This window comes from Frigoribacterium sp. Leaf44 (genome assembly GCF_001421865.1).
Lineage (GTDB): Bacteria > Actinomycetota > Actinomycetes > Actinomycetales > Microbacteriaceae > Frigoribacterium.
The window spans coordinates 737,935-760,433 of record NZ_LMLG01000006.1; the positions used below are offsets into that span (position 1 = coordinate 737,935).

22 protein-coding genes are annotated in these 22,499 nt (G+C 70.7%); 9 read left to right on the top strand and 13 right to left on the bottom strand.

The window, feature by feature from the left end:
- Positions 1-595: 595 nt before the first annotated feature.
- Positions 596-1,192: a sigma-70 family RNA polymerase sigma factor gene (locus ASE87_RS11995; protein ID WP_056228751.1), complete on the top strand. Its 597-nt coding sequence runs from the start codon at positions 596-598 to the stop codon at positions 1,190-1,192.
- Entirely contained in the window at positions 1,189-2,130 is a 942-nt protein-coding gene (locus ASE87_RS12000) for an anti-sigma factor domain-containing protein (protein ID WP_056228754.1), read from the top strand. The genes ASE87_RS11995 and ASE87_RS12000 overlap by 4 nt, the downstream gene beginning before the upstream one ends.
- Before the next feature lie 157 nt (positions 2,131-2,287).
- Here ASE87_RS12000 and pstB read toward each other — a convergent pair whose 3' ends face one another.
- The 7 genes from pstB to ASE87_RS12035 form a co-directional block, all read right to left on the bottom strand.
- On the bottom strand, positions 2,288-3,067 hold the full coding sequence (gene pstB, locus ASE87_RS12005; protein ID WP_043597259.1) for a phosphate ABC transporter ATP-binding protein PstB: 780 nt from the start codon (positions 3,065-3,067) through the stop codon (positions 2,288-2,290).
- 64 nt (positions 3,068-3,131) lie between these two features.
- On the bottom strand, positions 3,132-4,226 hold the full coding sequence (gene pstA / locus ASE87_RS12010; protein ID WP_056228757.1) for a phosphate ABC transporter permease PstA: 1,095 nt from the start codon (positions 4,224-4,226) through the stop codon (positions 3,132-3,134).
- Positions 4,226-5,188 carry a phosphate ABC transporter permease subunit PstC gene (gene pstC, locus ASE87_RS12015; RefSeq protein WP_056228760.1) on the bottom strand — a complete coding sequence of 321 codons (963 nt, stop codon included), beginning with the start codon at positions 5,186-5,188 and terminating at the stop codon, positions 4,226-4,228. Before pstC ends, pstA begins: the two co-directional genes overlap by 1 nt.
- 151 nt (positions 5,189-5,339) lie before the next feature.
- Positions 5,340-6,440 (bottom strand): phosphate ABC transporter substrate-binding protein PstS, encoded by a 1,101-nt coding sequence (locus tag ASE87_RS12020; RefSeq protein WP_369814009.1) that lies wholly within the window; start codon positions 6,438-6,440, stop codon positions 5,340-5,342.
- Between the two features lie 227 nt (positions 6,441-6,667).
- Positions 6,668-7,609 carry an NUDIX hydrolase gene (locus ASE87_RS12025; RefSeq protein ID WP_056228762.1) on the bottom strand — a complete coding sequence of 314 codons (942 nt, stop codon included), beginning with the start codon at positions 7,607-7,609 and terminating at the stop codon, positions 6,668-6,670.
- Complete coding sequence (locus tag ASE87_RS12030) at positions 7,606-9,777, bottom strand: RNA degradosome polyphosphate kinase (RefSeq protein ID WP_056228765.1); 2,172 nt, start codon at positions 9,775-9,777, stop codon at positions 7,606-7,608. The genes ASE87_RS12025 and ASE87_RS12030 overlap by 4 nt, the downstream gene beginning before the upstream one ends.
- Before the next feature lie 115 nt (positions 9,778-9,892).
- A complete protein-coding gene (locus tag ASE87_RS12035) occupies positions 9,893-10,528 on the bottom strand; it encodes a helix-turn-helix domain-containing protein (RefSeq protein ID WP_056228768.1) in 636 nt (211 codons plus the stop codon).
- 167 nt (positions 10,529-10,695) lie between these two features.
- On the opposite strand from ASE87_RS12035, the gene ASE87_RS12040 reads away from it, so the two are divergent.
- Positions 10,696-12,306 carry an NCS1 family nucleobase:cation symporter-1 gene (locus ASE87_RS12040; RefSeq protein ID WP_082452584.1) on the top strand — a complete coding sequence of 537 codons (1,611 nt, stop codon included), beginning with the start codon at positions 10,696-10,698 and terminating at the stop codon, positions 12,304-12,306.
- Complete coding sequence (locus ASE87_RS12045; RefSeq protein WP_043597246.1) at positions 12,303-13,052, top strand: aspartate/glutamate racemase family protein; 750 nt, start codon at positions 12,303-12,305, stop codon at positions 13,050-13,052. Before ASE87_RS12040 ends, ASE87_RS12045 begins: the two co-directional genes overlap by 4 nt.
- An 89-nt stretch (positions 13,053-13,141) precedes the next feature.
- Here the strand turns inward: ASE87_RS12045 and ASE87_RS12050 are convergent, their stop codons facing one another.
- The 4 genes from ASE87_RS12050 to ASE87_RS12065 form a co-directional block, all read right to left on the bottom strand.
- Positions 13,142-13,360, bottom strand: coding sequence for a hypothetical protein (locus tag ASE87_RS12050; protein WP_043597243.1), 219 nt, complete (start codon positions 13,358-13,360; stop codon positions 13,142-13,144).
- Positions 13,361-13,502: 142 nt separating this feature from the next.
- Positions 13,503-14,984 carry a hypothetical protein gene (locus ASE87_RS12055; protein WP_056228770.1) on the bottom strand — a complete coding sequence of 494 codons (1,482 nt, stop codon included), beginning with the start codon at positions 14,982-14,984 and terminating at the stop codon, positions 13,503-13,505.
- A gap of 97 nt (positions 14,985-15,081) precedes the next feature.
- Positions 15,082-15,912: a mycothiol synthase gene (gene mshD, locus ASE87_RS12060; RefSeq protein ID WP_056228772.1), complete on the bottom strand. Its 831-nt coding sequence runs from the start codon at positions 15,910-15,912 to the stop codon at positions 15,082-15,084.
- Positions 15,913-15,925: 13 nt separating this feature from the next.
- On the bottom strand, positions 15,926-16,606 hold the full coding sequence (locus ASE87_RS12065; protein ID WP_043597237.1) for a winged helix-turn-helix domain-containing protein: 681 nt from the start codon (positions 16,604-16,606) through the stop codon (positions 15,926-15,928).
- Positions 16,607-16,719: 113 nt separating this feature from the next.
- Here ASE87_RS12065 and ASE87_RS12070 point away from each other — a divergent pair, with 113 nt between their 5' ends.
- The 4 genes from ASE87_RS12070 to ASE87_RS12085 all read left to right on the top strand — a co-directional run bounded on the left by ASE87_RS12070 (position 16,720) and on the right by ASE87_RS12085 (position 20,222).
- Positions 16,720-17,010 (top strand): hypothetical protein, encoded by a 291-nt coding sequence (locus ASE87_RS12070; protein ID WP_056228774.1) that lies wholly within the window; start codon positions 16,720-16,722, stop codon positions 17,008-17,010.
- 202 nt (positions 17,011-17,212) lie between these two features.
- Positions 17,213-17,836, top strand: a complete 624-nt coding sequence (locus ASE87_RS12075) for an FABP family protein (RefSeq protein ID WP_043597230.1) — start codon at positions 17,213-17,215, stop codon at positions 17,834-17,836.
- 34 nt (positions 17,837-17,870) lie between these two features.
- Positions 17,871-19,073 carry a folate-binding protein YgfZ gene (locus ASE87_RS12080; RefSeq protein ID WP_056228777.1) on the top strand — a complete coding sequence of 401 codons (1,203 nt, stop codon included), beginning with the start codon at positions 17,871-17,873 and terminating at the stop codon, positions 19,071-19,073.
- A 33-nt stretch (positions 19,074-19,106) separates the two neighbouring features.
- Complete coding sequence (locus ASE87_RS12085) at positions 19,107-20,222, top strand: aromatic acid exporter family protein (protein WP_162235881.1); 1,116 nt, start codon at positions 19,107-19,109, stop codon at positions 20,220-20,222.
- A gap of 16 nt (positions 20,223-20,238) precedes the next feature.
- Here ASE87_RS12085 and ASE87_RS12090 read toward each other — a convergent pair whose 3' ends face one another.
- On the bottom strand, positions 20,239-21,015 hold the full coding sequence (locus ASE87_RS12090) for a hypothetical protein (protein ID WP_056228785.1): 777 nt from the start codon (positions 21,013-21,015) through the stop codon (positions 20,239-20,241).
- A gap of 41 nt (positions 21,016-21,056) precedes the next feature.
- On the opposite strand from ASE87_RS12090, the gene ASE87_RS12095 reads away from it, so the two are divergent.
- Complete coding sequence (locus ASE87_RS12095) at positions 21,057-21,800, top strand: phosphoglyceromutase (RefSeq protein ID WP_056228788.1); 744 nt, start codon at positions 21,057-21,059, stop codon at positions 21,798-21,800.
- 96 nt (positions 21,801-21,896) lie between these two features.
- On the opposite strand, the gene ASE87_RS12100 is transcribed toward ASE87_RS12095, so the two are convergent.
- Complete coding sequence (locus ASE87_RS12100; protein WP_137846747.1) at positions 21,897-22,430, bottom strand: AAA family ATPase; 534 nt, start codon at positions 22,428-22,430, stop codon at positions 21,897-21,899.
- Positions 22,431-22,499: the final 69 nt, after the last annotated feature.

Genomic DNA, 22,499 nt, shown 5'->3' on the forward strand with positions numbered 1-22,499 from the left:
GCGCCGAGAGGCGTTTCTGCGGTCCGGCACCTCTTCCTCCCGAGACGAGATCTGGGTCGAGACCCGGTGCGACGATCGACCGTTACCCTCCTCGTGACGTGCCCGCGCCTCCTCGTCCCCGCGTCAGTGTGCAACTCGCGACAACTGGACAGCGTCCGGCAGCTGCAGAAGAAAAATGAGCGGCGCGTCGGGGCCTGTCGGTCGGGTTCGGCACGCCTTCCGGTCCGCTGTGGGTCGGATTCGGCCCGGAGTGCCGACCGAGCGACACGAGCGCGTCCGGATGTTCGCCCAATCCGCCTGGCTCCCCGTACCGAACCATTGACGTGAGGGATCCACGATCCCCCGCCGACACCCGTCCTCCCTAAGCTTCGGGCGTCGGCGGGCTGGTCTCCCTGCGATGCACCGGGCCTGAACGCCATCCCAGACGGCCGCATCGCAGGGGGTCCCGTCCGCACCAAGAACACGGCACCACGAACACGGCACCACGAAGCACCACGAACACCGCACCACGAAGCACCACCAGCCCCACATCACGATCCGCCCCGGATCGTGACCCACGAACCGACGAACAGTGCGACCGGAGGTGAACCCTGACATGCTCGAACTCGTGACCCGAGAGACAGAGACACCCGAGAGCGGGCCCGCTCCGTCGACCCCCGACATGTTGTTGCCGCGGGTCGCGCAGGGTAACCAGGCCGCTTTCGCCGAGCTGTACGACCAGACGGCACCCCGTGTGCTGGGTCTGATCAAGCGCCTCCTGAAAGACCATGCCCAGTCCGAAGAGGTGACCCAAGAGGTCTTCCTCGAGATCTGGCAGAACGCCACGCGCTTCGACTCCGCCCGGGGCAGCGCCGCCAGCTGGATGCTCACGATGGCGCACCGCCGCGCCGTCGACCGCATCCGCGCCTCCCAGGCAGGGCGCGACCGCGACCTCAAGATCGGTGTGCGCGACCTCGAGACCGACTACGACTCGGTCACCGAGTCCGTCGAGATCCGCATCGAGCACGAGCGGGTCGAGCGGGCCCTCGGGCGCCTCACCGAACTGCAACGGCAGGCGGTGAAGCTCGCCTACTACGGCGGCCTCAGCCACAGCGAGGTCGCGAAATTGTTGGACGTGCCGATCGGCACGGTCAAGACCAGACTGCGCGACGGCATGATCCGTCTGCGCGACGAGATGGGGGTGGCTTCGTGACCGACCACGACGAGCCCACGCACGGCCGCCACGCGGACGACGCGGGCACCACGAGAACCGACACCGACCACCTGTCCGGCGCCTACGTGCTCAACGCACTGAGCGACGACGAACGACACGCGTTCGAGGCACTCCTCGACGACACATCAGACCAGCACGACGACACCAGGACGGAGGTGGCCGAATTGAGAGAGACCGCATTGCTGCTCGCCCACGCGGCCCGGCCCGTCACCCCGTCGGCGGGGCTCCGCGCCAGCGTGCTCGACCTCATCGCGTCGACGCCGCAGCGGGCTCCGCTCACCCCGACGACCGCGACGAGCCCCACGGCAGACCACGACATCGCCACGACCGCAGGAGGCGCGGGTGACGACGACCACGAACGTCGCGTCGAGCGTGCCCCGGCCCCCGAGATGGAGCCGAGCGAGTCCGAGGGCGCCCGCGTCCTCACGCCGACCGGGGCCGCGCACCGTCGCTGGTTCACGCGTCCCGTCGCCGTCCTCGGTGCGGCCGCCGCGGCTGCCGCGCTCTTCTTCGGCGGTGGAGCCCTCGTCGAGGGCCTCGGTCAGTCCGGCCAGCAGCAAGAGCAGCAGGCCTCCGGCATCGACGAGATCTACGCCGCGAGCGACTTCCAGCGCTCGGTGGCCGACGTCAGCACCGGTGGCAAGGCGACGCTCATCTGGTCGAACGAACTCGGTCGCTCGGCCGTCGTCGTCGACGGGATGACCTCGCTGCCCGGCGACCAGACCTACGAGCTCTGGTACATCAACGACGACGGTGCCGTGCCCGCTGGTACCTTCGACGCCTCGTCGAACGCCCCGGCCACCCACGTGCTCAAGGGCGAGATGAACGCAGGCGACACGGTCGGCATCACGGTCGAGCCCGCGGGTGGATCGTCGTCGCCGACCAGCGACCCGGTCGTCGCCATCCCCAGCGCCTGACCCGGCACGCCTGACCCGGCACGCCTGACCCGGCACGCCTGGTCCGGCAGCCACGAGAAGAGGCGGTCCACCACCCGGTGGACCGCCTCTTCTCGTGTGCACCTCGCGGACACGCGACGTGCAGATGCGCCTCACCCCGAGGAGGCGCGGTGTCGGATCAGCCGAAGCGTCCCGACACGTAGTCTTCCGTGGCCTGCACGCTCGGGTTCGAGAACATCTTCGCGGTGTCGTCGTACTCGATCAGCTTGCCGGGCTTGCCGGTGCCCGCGATGTTGAAGAACGCGGTCTTGTCGCTGACTCGGCTGGCCTGCTGCATGTTGTGGGTCACGATGACGATCGTGTACTGCTGCTTGAGTTCCTCGATGAGGTCCTCGATGGCGAGCGTCGAGATCGGGTCGAGGGCCGAGCAGGGCTCGTCCATCAGCACGACGTCGGGGGAGACCGCGATGGCCCGTGCGATGCAGAGGCGCTGCTGCTGACCACCCGAGAGGCCGGAGCCGGGCTTGTCGAGGCGGTCCTTGACCTCGTTCCAGAGGTTCGCACCCTGCAGTGACGACTCGACGAGGCCGTCCTGGTCGCTCTTCGACATGCGACGGTTGTTGAGCTTGACGCCCGCGAGGACGTTGTCGCGGATGCTCATCGTCGGGAACGGGTTGGGGCGCTGGAACACCATGCCGACCTGACGACGGACCAGGACGGGGTCGACGCCGGGGCTGTAGAGGTCGTTGCCGTCGATCAGCACCTCGCCCTCGACGTAGGCACCGGGGATGACCTCGTGCATGCGGTTGAGCGTGCGCAGGAAGGTCGACTTGCCACAGCCGGACGGGCCGATGAACGCGGTGACCGTGCGGGGCTCGATGGTGATGTTGACGTCTTCGACAGCCTTGAACTTGCTGTAGTAGACGTTGAGGTCGTTGACCTCGATGCGCTTGGACACGGTGATTCCTTCGGGGTGGGAGCCGGGCGGGAGCCGGGACGGGGTGTGGGTCGGGGCGGCCGGGTCAGCGGCCGAGCTTGGGGGCGAAGACGCGGGCGATCACGCGGGCCAGCAGGTTCAACGCCATCACCAGGAGGATGAGGGTGAGGGCCGAGGTCCAGGCTCTGTCGATGAACGCGGCGGCGTCGGTGCCCTGGCTGACGTACGAGCTGTAGGCGAAGACCGGAAGCGACTGCATGGCTCCGCCGAACAGGTTGTAGTTCATGTTCGCCGTGAACCCGGCGGTGATCAGCAGCGGAGCCGTTTCACCGACGACGCGGGCGATGGCGAGCATGACGCCCGTCGTGATGCCGGCCACCGACGTGGGGATGACCACCTTCAGGATGGTCAGCCACTTCGGCACGCCGAGGGCGTACGACGCCTCGCGCAGCTCGTTCGGCACCAGCTTGAGCATCTCTTCGGTGCTGCGCACGACGACCGGGATCATCAGCACGGCCAGGGCGACCGAACCGGCCGCGCCCATGCGGACGCCCGCACCGAAGAAGATGACGAACAAGGCGTAGGCGAACAGGCCGGCGACGATCGACGGGATGCCCGTCATGACGTCGACGAAGAACGTGATGGAGCGAGCCAGGCGGCCCTGGCCGTACTCGACGAGGTAGATGGCCGTGAGCAGCCCGATCGGCACGGAGATCACCGCGGCGAGGGCGGTGATCAGCAGGGTGCCCATGACGGCGTGCAGCCCGCCGCCGCCGGCGCCGACGATGTTGCGCATCGACATCGAGAAGAAGTCGGCGTCGAACCGGTTCGTCCCGGACGTCACGACGGTGATGAGCAACGACACCAGCGGCACGAGCGCGATGATGAAGGCGGCGCTCACAAGGGTGGTGACGACGCGGTCCTTCGCCCGGCGGATGCCCTCGACCTGCATCGCGACGACGAACACGAGCGCGGCGTAGAGCACGGTCCCGAGGACGATCGCGCCGACCCAGTTGAAGGTCTCGGTGACGCCGGCGGCGTTCAGGAGGGCGAAGACGACGCCCATGACGACCCAGCTGCCGAGCAGGATGACCAGCGGCGCGGTCTTGGGAAGGCGCCCTGTCGTGAGGGCGTTGACCGTGCGGGTGGACCGGCGCACGCCGGCGGTGGTGGTGGCCATCAGTTCGCTCCCGAGAAGGCCTTGCGGCGGTTGATGACGTAGCGGGCGATCGAGTTCACGATCAGGGTGATGACGAACAGCACGAGGCCGGTCGCGATCAGGGTGTTGATGCCGATGTCGTGCGCCTCGGGGAACCGCAGGGCGATGTTGGCCGCGATCGTCGACGAGTTCGTCGACGTGAGGATCGCGGGGTTGATCACGAGGGCGGGTGACAGCACCAAGGCGACGGCCATGGTCTCGCCGAGCGCGCGTCCGAGCCCCAGCATGGCCGACGAGATGATGCCGGGCCGGCCGAAGGGGAGCACGGCGATCTGGATCATCTCCCACCGGGTGGCGCCGAGGGCCAGGGCGGCCTCCTCGTGCAGCACGGGCGTCTGCAGGAAGACCTCGCGGCTGAGGGCGGTGATGATCGGGAGGATCATCACGGCGAGCACGATCGAGGCGGTCAGCAACGTGCGCCCGGTGCCCGAGACGGGGCCGGCGAAGAGCGGGAACCAGCCGAAGGTGTTCACGAGCCAGTCGTAGAACGGCTGGATCGCCGGGGCGAGCACGATGCTGCCCCACAGGCCGAAGACGACCGAGGGCACCGCGGCCAGCAGGTCGATGACGTAGCCGAGGCCCTGGGCGAGCTTGCGGGGAGCGTAGTGCGAGATGAAGAGCGCGATGCCGATGGCGACCGGCAGGGCCATCAGAAGGGCCAGCGCGGCGGCGTAGACGGTGCCGAAGGCCAAGGGGCCGACGTACTCCCAGAAGGTGCCGGGGTAGCCCGAGAGCGAGACCTCGCCCGGGGCGGCGGTGAGTGCCGGGATGCTCTGCACGACGAGGAAGAGTGCGACGGCGGCCAGGATCGCGAGGATGAGACCACCCGCGACGACGGTGCTGCCCGAGAAGATCCGGTCGGCGGGACGTCGCTTGGGCTTCGGGACGACGGCGGGGGCCGAGGTCGTGGCGGGGGCGGTCATCGGACGGGGTCCTCCGGAGGCTCGGGTGGGGATCGGGGGCGAACGGGTGCGGGTGTGCTGGCGGTGCTGGTGCTGGTGCTGGTGGTGCCTGTCAGGCCGACGGCCCGGGAACGCACGCGGTGCGTTCCCGGGCCCCCGAGGTGGTGCCGTGTTACTTGATCAGCGCGATGGCGTCGGCGACCTGACCCGAGAGGGTGCTCGAGATCGGGGCCGAACCGGCGGCGTCGGCCGCGGCCTTCTGGCCTTCTTCGCTGGTGACGTACGAGAGGTACGCCTTCACGAGCTCGCCCTTGGCGGCGTCCTCGTACGACTCGCAGGCGACGAGGTAGCTGACCAGGACGATCGGGTACACGCCGGATGCGGTCGAGGTCCGGTCGAGCGCGATGGCGATGTCGCCCTCGGTGCGGCCTTCTTCTTCGGGCGACTCGTCGACGATGGCGGCAGCGGCCTCGGCCGAGTAGCCGACGAAGTCGTCGCCGACCTTGACCTTGACGGTTCCGAGGTCACCGGCGCGCGAGGCGTCGGCGTAGCCGATGGTGCCGGTGCCGTTGGTGACGGCGTCGATCACGCCGGTGGTGCCCGAGGCGCCCTCGCCGCCGAACGCGGTCGGCCAGGTGCCGTCGGCCTCTTCGGTCCAGGTGTCGCCCGCGGTTTCGTGCAGGTAGTCGGTGAAGTTCTCGGTGGTGCCCGAGTCGTCCGAACGGTGGACGGCGGTGATGCCCGTGCTGGGCAGGTCGGCGTCGGGGTTGTCGGCCTTGATCTCGGAGGCGTCCCAGGTGGTGATCTTGCCGCTGAAGATGCCGGCGAGCGTGGCGGGCGTCAGGTTGAGCTCGTCGACGCCGTCGAGGTTGAAGACGACCGCGATGGGCGAGACGTAGGCGGGCAGCTCGACGATGCCGGTGTCGGGCGTGCAGCCGGCAAAGGTGCTCGACGAGATCTCGTCGGTCTTGAACGCGCGGTCGGAACCGGCGAAGTCCGCGGCACCCGAGATGAAGCTCTCGCGGCCGCTGCCCGAGCCGGAGGGCTCGTAGCCGATGTTGGCGTCGGGGTTGGCGGTCTGGAAGGCAGCGACCCAGGCCTCCTGGGCGGCCTGCTGCGACGAGGCGCCGACGCCCTTGATGGAGCCGGAGACGTCGCTGGACGATGCGCCGCCCGAAGGCGTGGCGCCGCCTTCGTTGCTGGCGCAGGACGCGAGGAGCATGGTTCCGACCGCGGCGATCGCGACGATGCTGCCGGTGCGCTTGAAGTTCACAGGGGGGTCCTTTTCGGGATGTGATGGCTGGGTGCTGTGGGCCAGGTGCCGACCCGTGCGAGACGCTACGGCGACGGGTTAACCACGGTCGCCTGCCCCGGTGAACGGAAGGTGAACGAGGGGGGAACATCGGCCGGGACAAGCGCGTCCCGACAGAGGTCGGCCCCCGCCCGTCGCAGGCGGGGGCCGACCGTCTCGATGACGTCGGGGAGCCGAGGAGGCGCGGGTCAGGCGGCCGGGCCGTGCGTCTCGATCGCGACGAGCGCCGTGTCGTCGACCGAGACGTGCAGCACGGTGAACTCGGCCGTGCCGAGCGACGAGGCACGGCGCAGGTCGATGCGGTCGCCCCCCTTGGTCCCCAGCGAGATCTGCCGGATGACCTCGGGCAGCACGGGGCCGTGGCTGCAGATGACGGCCGCGACCTTCTTCTTCAGTCGCTTCTTGACCACCCCGGCGACGTCGTCCGTGCCCTGTTCGAAGGCGTCCTGGCTGATCGCGTCGGTCTGTCGGACGCCGACCCGGGTCAGCTCGGACAGGGGCTCGAGCGTGGCCAGGCACCGCGCCGCCGTGCTGCTGACGATGCGCGTCGGGGCCCAGGCCGCGATGACCGGTGCGACCGACTTCGCCTGGCGGCGGCCCTGGGGCAGCAGCGGGCGTGTGGCGTCCGAGCCGTGCCAGTCGGACGGCGAGGTGGTCTTCGCGTGACGGAGGGCCACGATCGGGAAGGTGCGAGCCCTGCCCGTCGTCACCCGGTCGGCGAAGCGCTGGAGCACGTCGGCGTCGCGGGCGTAGGTCAGCATCGCCTTCGCCTTGTCGATGCCGACCCACTCGATGGCGGCGACCTCGTGGTTCGGCGTGAACGTCCCGGCTTCGGCCACGGACTCGTCGGTCACCTCGGCGGACCAGTAGTGCACGACCTTGTCGCGACCGCCGGGCAGCAGGTACTCGGCCGTGCCGAGCGGGGCGCCCAGCGTGACGCGGTAACCGGTTTCTTCGCGGATCTCCCGAACGGCCGTCTGGGGCGTCGCCTCGCCCGGGTCGACCTTGCCCTTGGGCAGCGAGACGTCGCCGTGGTGGTCGCGGTGGATCAGAAGCACCCGGACCTTGCCCTCGACCAGCCGCCAGCAGACGGCGCCCGCGGCGACGACGGTCGTCGAGGTGATGGTCATCGCTTGGAGCGCTTCCGCTGCGTGATCGCCTTCATCTGGGCGTTCTGCAGATCGGTCAGCGACCGGCCCTCGGCGTCACGTGCGTGGCGGGTCCAGGTGCCGTCGGACTCGAGCCACCAGGAGGCGGTCTCGTCCGACATGGCCTGCTCGAACAGGTCGGCGACCTCGGTGAGGTGGTCGGCCTGCGTCAGGCGCACCAGGGCCTCGACGCGACGGTCGAGGTTGCGGTGCATCATGTCGGCGCTTCCGATGAAGACCTGCGGGTCGCCGTCGGCGGCGAACCAGAACAGACGGCTGTGCTCGAGGTACCGCCCGAGGATCGACCGAACCCGGATGTTGTCGCTGAGCCCCGGCTCACCCGGCTTGATCGTGCAGATGCCGCGCACCCAGACGTCGACGGGGACCCCGGCCTGGCTCGCCTTGTAGAGCGCGTCGATGATCTGCTCGTCGACGATCGAGTTGATCTTGATGCGGATGCCCGCGGGGCGCCCGGCCTGCGCGTTCTCGATCTCGTTCTGGATCTGTTTGAGCAGACCGCGACGGAGGTAACGAGGCGCCACGAGCAGTCGCTTGAACTTCTTCTCGATCGCGTAGCCCGACAGCTCGTTGAAGAGGCGCGTCAGGTCTTTGCCGACCTGGTCGTCGGCGGTGAACAGACCCATGTCTTCGTAGATGCGGCTGGTCTTCGGGTTGTAGTTGCCCGTGCCGATGTGCGTGTAGTGCTTGAGCGTGCCCTTCTCCTGGCGGATGACCAGGGCGAGCTTGCAGTGGGTCTTGAGCCCGACGAGGCCGTAGACGACGTGCACGCCGGCCTTCTCGAGCTTGCGGGCCCAGGTGATGTTGTTCTGTTCGTCGAACCGCGCCTTGACCTCGACGAGCGCGAGCACCTGCTTGCCCGCCTCGGCGGCGTCGATGAGGGCCTCGATGATCGGGCTGTCACCGCTCGTGCGATAGAGCGTCTGCTTGATGGCGAGCACGTTGGGGTCGGCCGCGGCCTGTTCGAGGAACGCCTGCACGCTGGTCGCGAACGACTCGTACGGGTGGTGCACGAGGATGTCCTGACGCGCGATGCTGGCGAACATGTCGGGCTTCATGTTCGGCTCGGTCTGCTGCAGCTGGACCGCCGTGGTCGGCAGGTGCTTGGGGTACTTGAGGTCGGCCCGCGGCATCTTGGTGATCTCGAACAGGCCGGCCAGGTCGAGCGGGGCCGGCAGCTTGTAGACCTCTTGGTCGGTCACGTCGAGTTCGCGGACGAGCAGCTCGAGGGTGACCGGGTCCATGTCGTCGGTGATCTCGAGGCGGATCGGCGGACCGAACCGGCGGCGCAGCAGCTCGCGCTCGAGGGCCTGGATGAGGTTCTCGGACTCGTCCTCGTCGACCTCGACGTCCTCGTTGCGGGTGACGCGGAACACGTGGTGCTCGACGACCTCCATGCCGGGGAAGAGGTCTTGCAGGTGGTTGGCGATGAGGTCCTCGAGGGGGATGAACCGCACGCGGCCGCTGTCGTTGTCGGGCAGCTGCACGAAGCGCGGCAGCATCTGCGGCACCTTGAGGCGGGCGAACTCCTGTCGCATCGTCTTGGGGTTGCGGACGCGGATGGACAGGTTCAGCGACAGCCCCGAGATGTAGGGGAAGGGGTGGGCCGGGTCGACCGCGAGCGGCATGAGCACCGGGAAGATCTGCTCGGCGAAGATCTCGCGCATGCGCACCCGGTCGGCCTCTTCGAGGTCGGACCAGTTCTCGATGTGGATGCCTGCGTCGTCGAGGTCGGGCTTGACCAGGTCGAGGAACGCCCGGGCATGGCGCTCTTGCAGCTCGTGGGCCTTCTTGTTGATGTCGGCCAACACCTCGTTCGGCCCGCGCCCCACGTTGGTCGGCACGGCGAGGCCCGTCGCGATGCGGCGCTTCAGGCCGGCGACGCGCACCATGAAGAACTCGTCGAGGTTGCTCGCGAAGATCGCCAGGAAGTTGGCCCGTTCGAGCAGCGGCGTCGTCGGGTCCTCTGCGAGCTCGAGCACGCGCTGGTTGAACGCCAGCCAGCTCAGCTCGCGGTCGAGGTAGCGCTCGGCGGGCAGGGTGCCGTCCTCGAAGCTGACGATCTCGTCGAAGTCGTCGAGGAAGTCGGGGGTGACGCCGGCGCCGTCGACGCGGGGTTCGCTGCTGTCCATCGCACCATCGTGCCACCCCCGACCGCCTCTCAGCGTCGTCCCGGGTAAACGCGAGATGACGTGTGGACACCCGACGGCCGGGGGAGGAGGCGCGGGCGGGCCCGGTCGCGCCGGTTCAGTGCACGATCAGCCACGTGGCGACCGCGTCGACCCCGCCGCCGTTGCTCAACCGGTGCGGCAGGTCGCACGGGAAGGTGATCGAGTCGCCGGCCCGCATCGTGACGGTCTCGTCGGGGAAGTCGATGGTCAGCTCTCCCGAGGTGACCGTGCCGACCTCGTAGCCCTCGTGGGTGACGAGGGCGGCGACCTCGGTGGCGAGGGCTCCCGGCGGGTAGGTCGACTCGAAGAAGTCGACGCCCGAGAGATGGGCGGGCGAGAGGCGGCGGAAGACCACTCCGCCGCGGAGCACGACCGGCTGCGCCGCGCCTCCTCGGGCCAGGACGTAGCCGCCCGTGGCGGCGTCGCCGCGGTCGGACGGGGCCGTGCGACGGGTGGCGGGCTCGGCCCGGTCGTCGAAGACGTCGGCGAGCGGCACCCCGAGCACCTGGACGATGGCGATCAGCCGGCTGACCGAGGGGCGTCGGACGCCGCGCTCGATCTGCGACACGGCACTGGGTGAGATGTCGAGGGCCCGGGCGAGGGCGCTGAGCGAGAGACCCGCCGCCGCGCGGAGGTGGCGCAGGCGGGCGCCGAGGGCGGCGGCGTCGAGATCGCCGATCGCCGACGGGGACGCGTCGGGGTCGTCGGGCATGACCCTCCTGGTGCGGGGACGGGTGGTCGGGCTGGCGCGCTTTCGTGAAGCAACCGCTGTCACGAACACGTAACACGGCCGACATGAGGCCGAATCCGTGAAGCCATAGATTCACGGTCGACCCGTCCCGCCGATCGTCAGACTACAACGCCGCCTGGAGGCACGCCGTGACCACAGACATCGCCCGACCCCCGGCCGACCCGGCCCCGCCCGCCGTCGGAGCCGCCGGTCCACCCGCCCCGCTCACGTCCGTCGCGGCCGCTCGGATCGTGGGTGCCCGGGACCCCCGGCTGACGAACGACGACCTCGCACCGCTGAAGAGACAGACCTGGTCGAGCTACAACATCTTCGCCTTCTGGATGTCGGACGTGCACTCGGTCGGCGGCTACGTGACCGCCGGCAGCCTCTTCGCCCTCGGCATCGCGAGCTGGCAGGTGCTCGTGTCGCTCGTGGTCGGCATCGTGATCGTCAACGTCTTCGCGAACCTCGTCGCCAAGCCCAGCCAGCGCACGGGCGTTCCCTACCCGGTCATCAACCGCGCCGTCTTCGGCGTGCTCGGGGCGAACGTCCCGGCGATCATCCGGGGCCTCATCGCGACGGCCTGGTACGGCGTGCAGACCTACCTGGCCGCGGAATCGCTCAACATCGTCTTCCTCAAGTTCGTCCCGTCGACGGCCGCACTGCTCGAGCCGTCCTTCCTCGGCCTCAGCGCCCTGGGGTGGATCTCGTACGGCATCCTGTGGTTCGCCCAGGCGGCCCTGTTCTGGCGCGGCATGGAGACCATCCGTCGGTTCATCGACTTCGCCGGTCCCGCCGTCTACGTGCTGATGATCGCCCTCGCGGTCTACCTCGTCTCGCAGGCGGGCTGGAGCGCGATCGACCTCGACCTCTCGGTGGGCGAGCCCCTGTCGTTCGCCGCGTCGTTGCCGGTCATGGCGTCGGCCGTCGCCATCGTCGTCAGCTACTTCTCGGGGCCCGTCCTGAACTTCGGTGATTTCTCCCGGTACGGCAAGAGCTTCGCGGCGGTGAAGCGAGGCAACTTCCTCGGGCTGCCGGTGAACTTCCTCTTCTTCTCGATCCTCACCGTGCTGTGCGCCTCGGCGACGGTGCCGGTGTTCGGTCGACTCATCACCGACCCGATCGAGACCGTGGACGCCATCGGCACGCCCTTCGTGGTCCTGCTCGGCGGTCTCACCTTCGTCACCGCGACCGTCGGCATCAACATCGTCGCCAACTTCATCGCCCCGGCCTTCGACTTCTCGAACGTCGCGCCGCGGAAGATCAGCTGGCGCCTCGGCGGCATGATCGCCGCCGTCGGTTCCGTGCTGCTCACCCCCTGGAACTGGTACGGCAACGCCGAGGCGATCCAGTACACGCTCGGCGTGCTGGGGGCGCTGATCGGGCCCCTGTTCGGCATGTTGATCGCCGGCTACTACCTCGTCGCCCGTCAGCGCGTCGCCGTCGAGGACATGTTCACGATGTCGCCCTCGGGTCGCTACTGGTACCGCGGCGGGTTCAACCCCAACGCCGTCTGGACCCTCGTGCTCGCGGGCGCCGTCTCGGTCGCGTCGGCACTCGTGCCCGGCTGGGTCGTGGATGCCGGTGGCCCCTCGCTCACCTGGATCGGCAACTACAGCTGGTTCGTCGGCTGCGGCCTCGGTCTCGTGCTGTTCTGGGCCCTCGAGAAGCGTCGGCCCCGCATGCCCCGACTCGACGCCGACGACCCCACGGTCGACGACGGGACCGTCGCCCGACCGACCGAGGGCCGGACCGCATGAGGCTCCGCCTGATCAACCCCAACACGACACAGGCCATGACCGCCGCGATCGGCCGCACCGCGGCCGCCGTCGTCGGGCCGGGCACCCGCGTCGAGGCGCTCGGCCCGTCGATGGGTCCCGCGTCGATCGAGAGCCACTACGAGGAGGCGCTGGCGGTACCCGGTGTCCTCGAGTTGGTCCGCGACGGAGAACGCGACGGAGTCGACGCCCACGTGCTCGCCTGCTTCGGCGACCCGGGGTTGGACGCCGCCCGCGAGCTGGCGACCGGCCCCGTGCTGGGCATCGCCGAGGCCGGCATGCACGCGGCCTCGATGGTCGGGCGCGGCTTCGGCATCGTGACCACGCTCGGGCGCACCGTCGGGCGGTCCCGCGAGCTGGTGCAGCGGTACGGCTTCGCCGACCGCTGCGTCGAGGTCCGCGCGTGCGAGGTGTCGGTGCTGGGACTCGACGACCCCTCGTCGGACGCGCGAGCCCTGATCGTCGACGAGTGTCACGAGGTCCTGGCGTCGGGGGCCGACGCGGTCCTGCTCGGCTGTGCCGGGATGACCGACCTCTGTCGGTCGATCTCGGACGAGATCGGCGCCCCCGTCGTCGACGGGGTCGCCGCCGCGACGGTGTTCGCCGAGTCCCTCGTGCGTCTGGGGCTCGTCACCGGCAAGCGCGGCGAGTACGCGCGACCGCCGCTCAAGGAGATCACCGGCCTGCTGTCACCGTTCGCCCTGGGCGGTGCGCCGGCCCTGCTCTGAGGTGCCCTCGGCCGACCGCCGCCGCACCCCGCGGACGACGACGCCCCCGCCGGTTCGGCGGGGGCGTCATCGTACTGGTGGTGGCGTGCCTACTTCTCTTCGTTCTTCAGCGCGATGCCCAGGGCGAAGAAGGTCGGCGCCCAGTGGCCGATGAAGATGCCCCAGCGGTCGGACTGCGCCTTGTCGGACGAGTCCTTCCCCTGTGAGGCGATCCAGGCCACGAGGGCGATCACGATGGAGGCGAAGCCTCCCCAGTAGGCGTGCTTGCTCTGGAGACCGAGATCGGAAAGGAACTTGACGGGGTTCATGGTGTTCTCCTGACGATGGGATGCGTACCGTGCGCGGTGCCTCAATCCACTCCTCGGTGCTGGGAGCGCGATGGCAGCTTCGCCCGGCCCCCTGGAGTAGGCCTCGCCGAGCCGTTCGCGTACCCCGGTTGTACCCCTCGCGTCAGGTGAGCGGCGTGGCGACGCTCGAGGTGAACGTGGCGCCGTCGGCGGTCACGTCGCTGATCAGGCCGCCCACCCGCACCGGCACCGGTGCGAGCGACCCGTACACGCCGCTGTTGCCCGCGGCGTCGACCCCCTGGGCGGTGAAGGAGGCCGAGCCCGGGGTCGTCGTGCTGACCGCCCAACCGCCGTCCTGCCAGTCGCCGACGGTGAACTGCGGCGCCGACTCGAGCGTCCATTTCTGCCCGGACAGCGTGTACCGGCCCGACTCCGTGTCGTACAGGCCGAAGCTGCAGCCCTCCGGACGCAGATCGGTCGAGGCGATGCAGCCCGCGACCCAGGCGTCGACGGCCGCGGTCGCCGCCGTGGTTCCCGCCGGCGTGAGGGTGGTCGTGAGCAGGGTCGGCTGGGCGGTGACGACGGCACCCTCGACCACGGCCGTCGCGGCGGTGGCGGAGTACGACTCGTTCTCGGCGGCGAGGGCGACCTCGTAGCTGCCGGGGAAGGCCTTGAGGCTCACCGAGCCGTCGGACCCCCGGGTGACGGGCGTTCCGTCGACGGCGATCTCGGCCGACGCCGGGCCGGCGACCTGCACCGAGACCGTGCCGAGGTCGACCGGCTGGAGCGCCCAGCGGTCGAAGAACAGCAGATCGCGCCCGTCGCGGACGAGCGTGAAGTCCTGCGCATGGGTCGACCCGTCGGCACGGTGCACGACGGCCTCGACCTGCGCGTCGTCTCCGTCGGTCGAGACGGCGCCCAGCTGGAACCCGTCGACCTGGTCGTCGGCTGCGGCGTACGCGTCGTCGGTCAGCAGGACGTCGCCGTCGGCGACCTCGGTGCCGTCCAGGGCCAGGGCGCGTTCGACCTCGCCGGCTTGGACCGCGCCCAGGTAATCGCGGACGGTGGCCTCGGGCCGGTGGGAGGCGCTCATCGTGGCGAACGTCACGGCACCCGCCACGACCAACACGAGCAGCAGGGCTGCTCCGCCGATGAGGCCGATCAGCAGTCGCCGACGCCGTGCGGCCTGCTCGGGCGTCCTCGGTGCCGGGGGAGTGGGAGCCTGCGCGTACGCGAACTGCTGGGTCGGCTGGCCGTAGGCATCCTGCCCGGGTGCCTCCTGCGCGTGGCCGGCGACGCCGTACGGCTGCCCGTACGCGCCCTGTGGCTGCTCGTAAGCGCCCTGGGGCTGTCCGTACGCACCCTGGGGCTGTCCGTACGCACCCTGCTGCTGCTCGTGGTCGGTCGGCCGCGGCGCGGAACCGTAGAGCTGGTGTCCGTGGCCGGTCGGCTGCGGCGCCTGACCGTCGGGCTGTCGTCCGTACGGCAGGTCCTGGTAGGGGAACGCGGCGGGCGCTGTGGTCGGTTCGTGCCCCTGCCCCTCGGGGTGCTGCCCCTGAGGCTGCTGCCCTTCGGGGTGCTGCCCCTCGGGCGGCGGCCCGTCGTGCCCCTGGTCGTCGCCGCTCGGTCTGGTTTGATCGGTCATGATGCCCCCTCGATCGCTGTCATCCGAACCGCAGCATATCGGTGGACCGGATCGACGCGCACCCCCCGATCGAGAACGGCACGCCTGCCGGGAGCGTTCAGCGCGTGAGCGTGTACTGCACGTCGACCGCGTGGTCCGTGAACCCGCGAGCCGCGTAGAGCCGGAGGGCAGCGGTGTTGTCGCCCTCGACGTACAGTCCCGCGGTGCCGGCCCCGCGCTCGGCGAGGCGGGCGAACCCGGCGTCGACCACCGCGCCTCCGAGGCCTTCGCCCTGGTGGTCGGGCGAGACGCCGACCGCGTAGAACTCCCCGGGCTGATTCTCGTCGAGCTTCAGCCAGCAGAAGGCGAGCAGTTCGTCGCCGCGCCAGAGCAGGACGAAGTCGCCCGCGTCGAACCACGGCTCGGCCTTCCGCGCGTCGAGGTCGGCCTGGACCAGCGAGCCCTGCTCGGGGTGGTCGGCGAACGCCCGGGCGTTGAGGTCGAGCCAGGCCTGGTCGTCGACGCCCGGTCGGAACGAGGCGACCCGGTCGCCGTCACGCAGGCGGGGCGCGGGGGGCCCGGCGGGGATGTCGGCACGCTGTTGCACCAAGCGACGCGTCTCGGCGAGGCCGAAGCGCGCGGCGAGCACGCGCGAGCCCGGGTGGTCGCCGTGGGCCCAGAGCAGCAGCGGACCCTCGGTCTCGTCGACGAGTCGCTGCAGCAGCTCGGCGCCGCGTCCCTGTCGGCGGTCGTCGGGATGCACGACCAGTTCGGCCTCGCCGTCGCGCAGCACCGCCGCGGCGTGCGCATCGCCGACCACGGTCGCCGCGCCCGACCGGACGTCGACCAGCGTCTGGTCGGAGAACGGCGGGCTGCCGTCGGCCTCGATGGCCGCGCGGGCGAGAGCGGGCACGAAGGAGGCGCGGGTCGCGTCGGCCGCGCCCGTCACGACGCCACCGTGCTCACGAGACGACCGCCTGGGCGTCGTCGTCGTAGACGTTGAACCGGTAACCCACGTTGCGCACGGTGCCGATCAGCGACTCGAGGTCGCCGAGCTTGGCCCGGAGGCGCCGGACGTGCACGTCGACCGTGCGCGTGCCGCCGAAGTAGTCGTAGCCCCAGACCTCGCTGAGCAGCTGCTCGCGGGTGAAGACGCGGGACGGATGCGTGGCGAAGAAGCGGAGCAGCTCGAACTCTTTGAAGGTGAGGTCGAGGGGGCGGCCGTGCACCTTCGCCGAGTAGCTGGCCTCGTCGATGACGACACCCGAGGCGTGGATCTTCGAGCCGTTCTGCGACTGCGCGAGGCGACCCGTGACCAGGCGGATGCGGGCGTCGATCTCGGCGGGACCGGCGGTCTCGAGGATGACGTCGTCGACGCCCCACTCGCTGTTGACGGCGGTCAGCCCGCCCTCGGTGAGCACCAGGACGAGCGGCACCGTGACGCCCGTGGTGCGGAGGATCTTGCACAGCGACTTGGCGCTGGCGAGGTCGGCGCGGGCGTCGACGAAGATCAGGTCGCTCGAGGGCGCGTTCACCAGTTGCGCGGGTTCGGCCGGGATCTGCCGGGTACGGTGGCTGAGCAAGGCGAGCGACGGCAGGACGTCGGGGCCGCCCGCAGAGGTCAGTACCAAGAGCTGCGCCACACGACCTCCAGTGAATGTACTGTCGAGCAGTCTAAAACATGAGACCCCGCCACTCCGACCATCCGATGCTAGGGCAGGTCGGCAGAACGGCGGACACGAACGAGGGACGAACGGTGCAGGCAGGCGAACGAGACGTCGACGCGACGACGGCACGGCTCAAGCCGATCACGGTCGTCCCGGTCTGGGTCGCCACGCTCGTCGTGGCCGTGCTGATCGGCCTGCGCTCGCCCGCCTCCGAGTACTGGGACCACGTCGTCCTCGCCCTCGGCGGGGCCATCGTGCTCACCTTCGTGCTGCAGCTCGCCACGAGCCAGAAGGACGGCCTGGTCTCGCGCACGATGCTCAGCACCTGCGGCAGCCTGGTGATCCTGGCCGTCGTGACGGGCGTCTTCGCGCTCGTCTGACCGCCCACCGCTCGGATCGTCTGAACGGTCGCCCCGAAGGACTGGGCACGTCGGTGGTCGCCGGGTAGGCTCGACGTCATGGATTCCCTGCTCGCACTCGAGGTGTTCTACATCGGGCTCCTCGGCCTCGCCACCCTCGCCATCGGCTTCGTCTCGGTCGTCGTCCTGCTCAAGTTGTTCAAGGGTCAGCGCTGACCGCTCCATGATCGACATCCCCACCGACCTGCCGTCCGAGCTCGTCCCCCTCTCGTGGTTGATCGGCGTCTGGCAGGGCACCGGCGTCGTCGACTACAAGATCGGCGAGGGCGACCCCGACTCCGAACCGGGCACCGAACGGCGAACCCACGAGTTCGGGCAGCGCATCAGCTTCAGCCACGACGGCCTGCCCTTCCTGAACTACAGCTCGTTCACCTGGCTGCTCGACGACGAGCACACGCCTCTGACGAGCGAGACCGGCTACTGGCGGCTCGAACGCCCGGCCGAGCCGGGTGACCGCGGCCCCGGCATGCTGCCCGGTGTCGGCGTCCAGCCCTTCACGTCGGCCCGGGCGGTCGAGATCCTCCGGACGCCCGACGACGGCTTCGGCCTCGAGGTGCAGATCGCCCATCCGACCGGCGTCAACGAGCTCTACCTCGGTCGGGTCAAGGGGCCGCGGATCGACCTCGCCACCGATGCCGTCGTCCGGTCGAGCAACGCGAAAGAGTACTCGGCCGCCACCCGCATGTACGGCCTCGTCGAAGGCAAGCTCTTCTGGGCGTGGGACATCGCGGCCCTCGGCCAAGAGCTGCGTTCTCACGCGTCCGGGCAGCTGGCACGCGTTGACTGACGCCGACGGCTCGACCCCCGAGACCACGGGCCCCGTGGTCTCGCCCTTCTCGTCGCGCGACGGCTTCGTCGACGACGGTTCGGGCGTGGCGGCGCACTACGGCAACCCGCTCGGCGAACAGCGCCTGCTCGCCCGGGGGGCGGCGGTCGTCGACCTGTCCGACCGCGGCGTGCTGACCGTGACGGGGCCCGACCGGCTCAGCTGGCTCAACTCGCTGACGAGCCAGGCCCTCGTCGGTCTCGCGCCGGGAGTCTCGACCGAGACCCTGTTGCTCGACGCCAACGGTCGCCTCGAGCACGCCGCCCGCGTCCTCGACGACGGCGAGACCGCCTGGCTGCTCGTCGACCGCTCCGAGGTCGCGCCCCTCGGCACCTGGCTCGACCGCATGCGCTTCATGCTGCGTGTCGAGGTCGCCGACCGCACGGGCGACGTCGCGACGATCGGCTCGATGCACGACCTGCTCGACGACGACCGCGACGGCGACGGCACCGTCCCGCTCGTCCCGGTCCTGACGTCGCACGACACGGCGCTCGTCTGGGTCGATCCCTGGCACGAGGTGGCCGTCGGCGGCCACAGCTACGCCGACCCCGACCGTCACCCCGGTCACGACTGGACCTACCGCGAGAGCCTGGTCCGACGATCCGACCTCGACGCGCTCGCGGCCCTCCCGGCCGAGCGGCTCGCCGTGGCGGGCACCCTCGCCCTCGAGGCCCTGCGCATCGAGGCCTGGCGTCCCCGCCTCTCGACCGAGGTCGACGAGCGCACCATCCCGCACGAACTCGACTGGATGCGCAGCGCGGTGCACCTCACCAAGGGGTGCTACCGCGGCCAAGAGACCGTCGCCAAGGTGCACAACATCGGCCACCCGCCACGTCGGCTCGTCATGCTCCACCTGGACGGCAGCGACGGGGTGCTGCCCGAGCGCGGTGCCGAGGTCGTGCTGGCCCCGGTCGTGGGCAGCGTCACCGACGAGTCCGACACCGCAGGAGGCGCAGAGCCCGTTGCCGAGGCGACCGCACCCAGGTCGGTCGGTCACGTCACGAGCGTCGCCCTGCACCACGAGCTCGGCCCGGTCGCCCTCGCGCTCGTCAAGCGCGGCACCGACGAGTCCGCCCCGCTCGCCGTCGTCGTCGACGGCCTGATGATCGCGGCCGCTCAAGAGATCGTCGTACCCGCTTCGGCCGGTGCCGCCGCGGGTGTTCCCCGCTTGCCGCGCCTCGGCGCCGTCCGCCGCTGACGGCCCGGTGAGGCAGTGCAGCCGGGCCCGGTCGTGACCGGGCCGACGCGCGGCGGCGGTCTGCGACGCGGCTGGCACCGCGCCTCCTCGTCCTTCGGCGTGCGCGACGCGACGGCGCGCACGATCGCGTCCGGCCCGGCGATCGTCCAGATCGTGCTCGCCGTGGCCGGGGCCTACGCGATCACGCACTACGGTCTGGGGCACGCGATCCCCCTGCTGGCGGTGACCGTCACGATCTCGTCGCTCGGTCTGGCCCGCGACGCCCGCCCGCGACGGGTGCTCGAGAACGCCGTCGGCGTGCTGATCGGCATCGCGCTCAGCGAGGTCCTGCTCATGGTGGTGGGCAAGGGGCTGTGGCAGATCGCCCTCGTGTTGTTCGTGACGCTGCTGGTCGCCCGGTTCTTCTCGCCGAGCAGCGCCTTCGCCGCGGCCGCCGCGACCCAGTCGATGCTCGTCATGCTGCTGCCCGACCCCGACGGAGGTGCGTTCGTCCGCAGCATCGACGGCGCCGTCGGCGGAGCGGTGGCGTTGCTCGTCACGGCGATCGTGCCCCGCGACCCCGTCGGCCTGGCCCGCCACGACGCCCGGCGCCTGTTCGACGAGGTCGACCGGGCCTTCGCGGCGCTCGTCGGCGCCCTCCGCACCGACGACGCCCCACGGGCCGACGACGCCCTCGAGCGGCTGCGGTCGACGCAGCCCGTCCTCGACGACTGGTCGTCCACCCTCGAGTCGGCCGAGTCCATCGCCCGGCTGTCGCCGTTCCTGCGCTCTCGGCTGCCCGACCTGCGGCAGCAGGCGACGGTGCGGCGCTACGTCGACCTCGCCGTGCGCAACCTGCGGGTGGTCGCACGGCGGCTCGACACGCAACTCGGCGACGGTGTCGACCGGTCGGCCCTGGCCGACCTGCTCGAGTCGACCTCGCGCGCGGTCGCCGTGCTCGGCCGGTCGGTGCACGACGTCGAGCAGCGTCCCGTCGCCCGCGAGGCCCTGTCGGCCGTCGCCCGACGGCTCGACCCGACGGCGGTGCTGCCCGGAGCGCCCGTGACCGAGGCGATGGTCGTGCTGATGCTGCGCCCGCTGCTCGTCGACCTGCTCATGGCCACGGGCCTGGACCACGACGAGGCCCGCGCCCGGCTCGCCCGCGTCTGAGGAGACCCGCCCAGGGTCAGTCCCGTGGCGCGACCGCGGCCCAGGTCAGCGAGAGCTCGCCGAGCCGCCACCGCGACCGTCCGCCCTGCACCGGCCAGCCCGCGTCGCGCAGCCCCTGCACCGTCGCGAGCCACCGCTGCACCGGCCCGTAGACCGAGAGCGGTGCCGCCACCGCCCACTGCCGGTCGAGGTCGACGAGCAGGTCGTGGACGCGCTCGCCCCGGACGTTGCGGTGGATCAACGCCTTGGGCAGCCGTTCGGCCACGATCGAGGGCAGCTCGAGCCCGGCGAGCCGCAGCGAGATCGTGAAGGTCGTGGGCCCCGCGGGCGTCACGTCGATCCAGCTCGCCACGCGCCCCACCTCGTTGCAGGTGCCCTCGACGAGGACGCCGCCGGGCTGCAGCCGAGCCGTCATGAGCGCCCAGGCATCGGCGACCTGCGACTCGTCGTACTGCCGCAGCACGTTGAACGCGCGGATCACCGCGGGCCGCCGGTCGCCGTCGAGCGGCACCTCGAAGCCGCCCCGCCGGAAGCTCACACCGGGCCGCGCCGACAGGCCGGCGAGTCGGACGCGCTCGGGCTCGATCTCGATGCCCACGACCTCGACGTCGTCGCGCACCTTCAGGAGGCGCTGGTGCAGTTCGAGGGGAGTCGTCGCGTTCGCCCCGTACCCCAGGTCCACGACGAGCGGGTCGTCCGCCCGCCGGAACGACGGGTGCGCGGCGATCCAGCGATCGACGCGACGCAGGCGGTTGGTGCCGGTCGTGCCGCGCGTGACGGAACCGATGGGCATGCGCCAAGTCTGCCATCGGGCCGTCGCGATACGCTGGCGGCATGACTTCGACCCTCATCCTCCTGCGTCACGGCAACAGCGAATGGAACGCGAAGAACCTCTTCACCGGATGGGTCGACGTGCGGCTCACCGAGCAGGGGCGCCGAGAGGCCAAGCGTGCCGGCGAGCTGCTGCGCGAGGCCGACCTGCTGCCCGACATCCTCTACACGTCGCGCCTGACCCGGGCGATCCAGACCGCCGACATCGCCCTCGAAGAGGCCGACCGCCTCTGGATCGACGTGAAGCGCTCGTGGCGTCTCAACGAGCGCCACTACGGGGCGCTCCAGGGCAAGGACAAGGCGCAGACGCTCGAGCAGTACGGCCCCGAGCAGTTCCAGACCTGGCGTCGCTCGTTCGACGTGCCGCCGCCCCCGCTCGACGACGAGAGCGAGTTCTCGCAGGCGCACGACAAGCGCTACGCCGAGCTCGGCATCGACGCCCCGCGCACCGAGTCGCTCGCCCTCGTCATCGAGCGCATGCTGCCCTACTGGCACAGCGACATCACCGAGAGCCTGGCCGCCGGCGACGTCACCCTCGTCGTCGCCCACGGCAACTCGCTGCGTGCGCTGGTCAAGCACCTCGACGGCATCAGCGACGACGAGATCGCCGAGCTGAACATCCCCACGGGCATCCCGCTCGTCTACGAGCTCGACGACGACTTCGTGCCGACCGGCCCGGCCCGCTACCTCGACCCCGAGGCCGCCGCCGCCGGTGCCGCCGCGGTCGCGAACCAGGGCAAGAAATAGCGCCTCCCGAAGGTCCCGCGCCCCGCGCCCCGTTCTCGGGGGCGTGGGGCGCTTCGGCGTCCGGCACCCCCGGCACCACAGGGTTCGGGGCGGTCGTCAGACGAACCGGGCGCTGATCTCCACGACCAGGTCGTCCATGTCGACGGGCGCACTCGTGTCGACGCGGATGACCGGCCACAGTCCGAGGGGCTCGGCACCGGCCACGCGGGTCGGCCAGGCGGCACGGGCCGATTCGACGGTGCCGTGCGCCGGGTGGCGGCCGCCGGCCGCGAGCCGGTCGACCACGCGCTGCAGGGCCACCTCGGGGTCGACGTCGCACCACACCTCGACGGTGCGCGGCGACCCGGCGCGCTCGACGCCGGCCCGGGCGGACTCGAGGTCGCGCTCCCGCTGCCACGACGCGTCGACCACCACGCCCGCCTCGACCTCGCCCGCCATCGCCCAGACGGTGTCCATCGCGATGACGCCGAGGGCCTCGGGGGCGATCATGGGCCCCGCCAGGTCGACCAGCGCCTCCGTGATCGGGTCCTTCGCGAGCAGCGGGCACCCGAGCACCCCCGCGAGCGTGGCCGAGAGGGTGGTCTTGCCCGATCCGGGCAGACCGTTGACGAGGATCGCGACTGAAGCCATGCCTCCATCCTCGCGGACGGCGCCGGCCCGACCGAACACAGGAGGCGCGGTGCCCGTCGAACGGGCACC

Bases quoted from the DNA above. Each gene is read 5' to 3' on its own strand.
- ASE87_RS11995 (WP_056228751.1), top strand. From the start codon at position 596: ATGCTCGAACTCGTGACCCGAGAGACAGAGACACCCGAGAGCGGGCCC.
- pstA (WP_056228757.1), bottom strand. From the start codon at position 4,226: ATGGCCACCACCACCGCCGGCGTGCGCCGGTCCACCCGCACGGTCAAC.
- pstC (WP_056228760.1), bottom strand. From the start codon at position 5,188: ATGACCGCCCCCGCCACGACCTCGGCCCCCGCCGTCGTCCCGAAGCCC.
- ASE87_RS12025 (WP_056228762.1), bottom strand. From the start codon at position 7,609: ATGACCATCACCTCGACGACCGTCGTCGCCGCGGGCGCCGTCTGCTGG.
- ASE87_RS12030 (WP_056228765.1), bottom strand. From the start codon at position 9,777: ATGGACAGCAGCGAACCCCGCGTCGACGGCGCCGGCGTCACCCCCGAC.
- ASE87_RS12035 (WP_056228768.1), bottom strand. From the start codon at position 10,528: ATGCCCGACGACCCCGACGCGTCCCCGTCGGCGATCGGCGATCTCGAC.
- ASE87_RS12045 (WP_043597246.1), top strand. From the start codon at position 12,303: ATGAGGCTCCGCCTGATCAACCCCAACACGACACAGGCCATGACCGCC.
- ASE87_RS12050 (WP_043597243.1), bottom strand. From the start codon at position 13,360: ATGAACCCCGTCAAGTTCCTTTCCGATCTCGGTCTCCAGAGCAAGCAC.
- ASE87_RS12055 (WP_056228770.1), bottom strand. From the start codon at position 14,984: ATGACCGATCAAACCAGACCGAGCGGCGACGACCAGGGGCACGACGGG.
- ASE87_RS12075 (WP_043597230.1), top strand. From the start codon at position 17,213: ATGATCGACATCCCCACCGACCTGCCGTCCGAGCTCGTCCCCCTCTCG.
- ASE87_RS12090 (WP_056228785.1), bottom strand. From the start codon at position 21,015: ATGCCCATCGGTTCCGTCACGCGCGGCACGACCGGCACCAACCGCCTG.
- ASE87_RS12095 (WP_056228788.1), top strand. From the start codon at position 21,057: ATGACTTCGACCCTCATCCTCCTGCGTCACGGCAACAGCGAATGGAAC.
- ASE87_RS12100 (WP_137846747.1), bottom strand. From the start codon at position 22,430: ATGGCTTCAGTCGCGATCCTCGTCAACGGTCTGCCCGGATCGGGCAAG.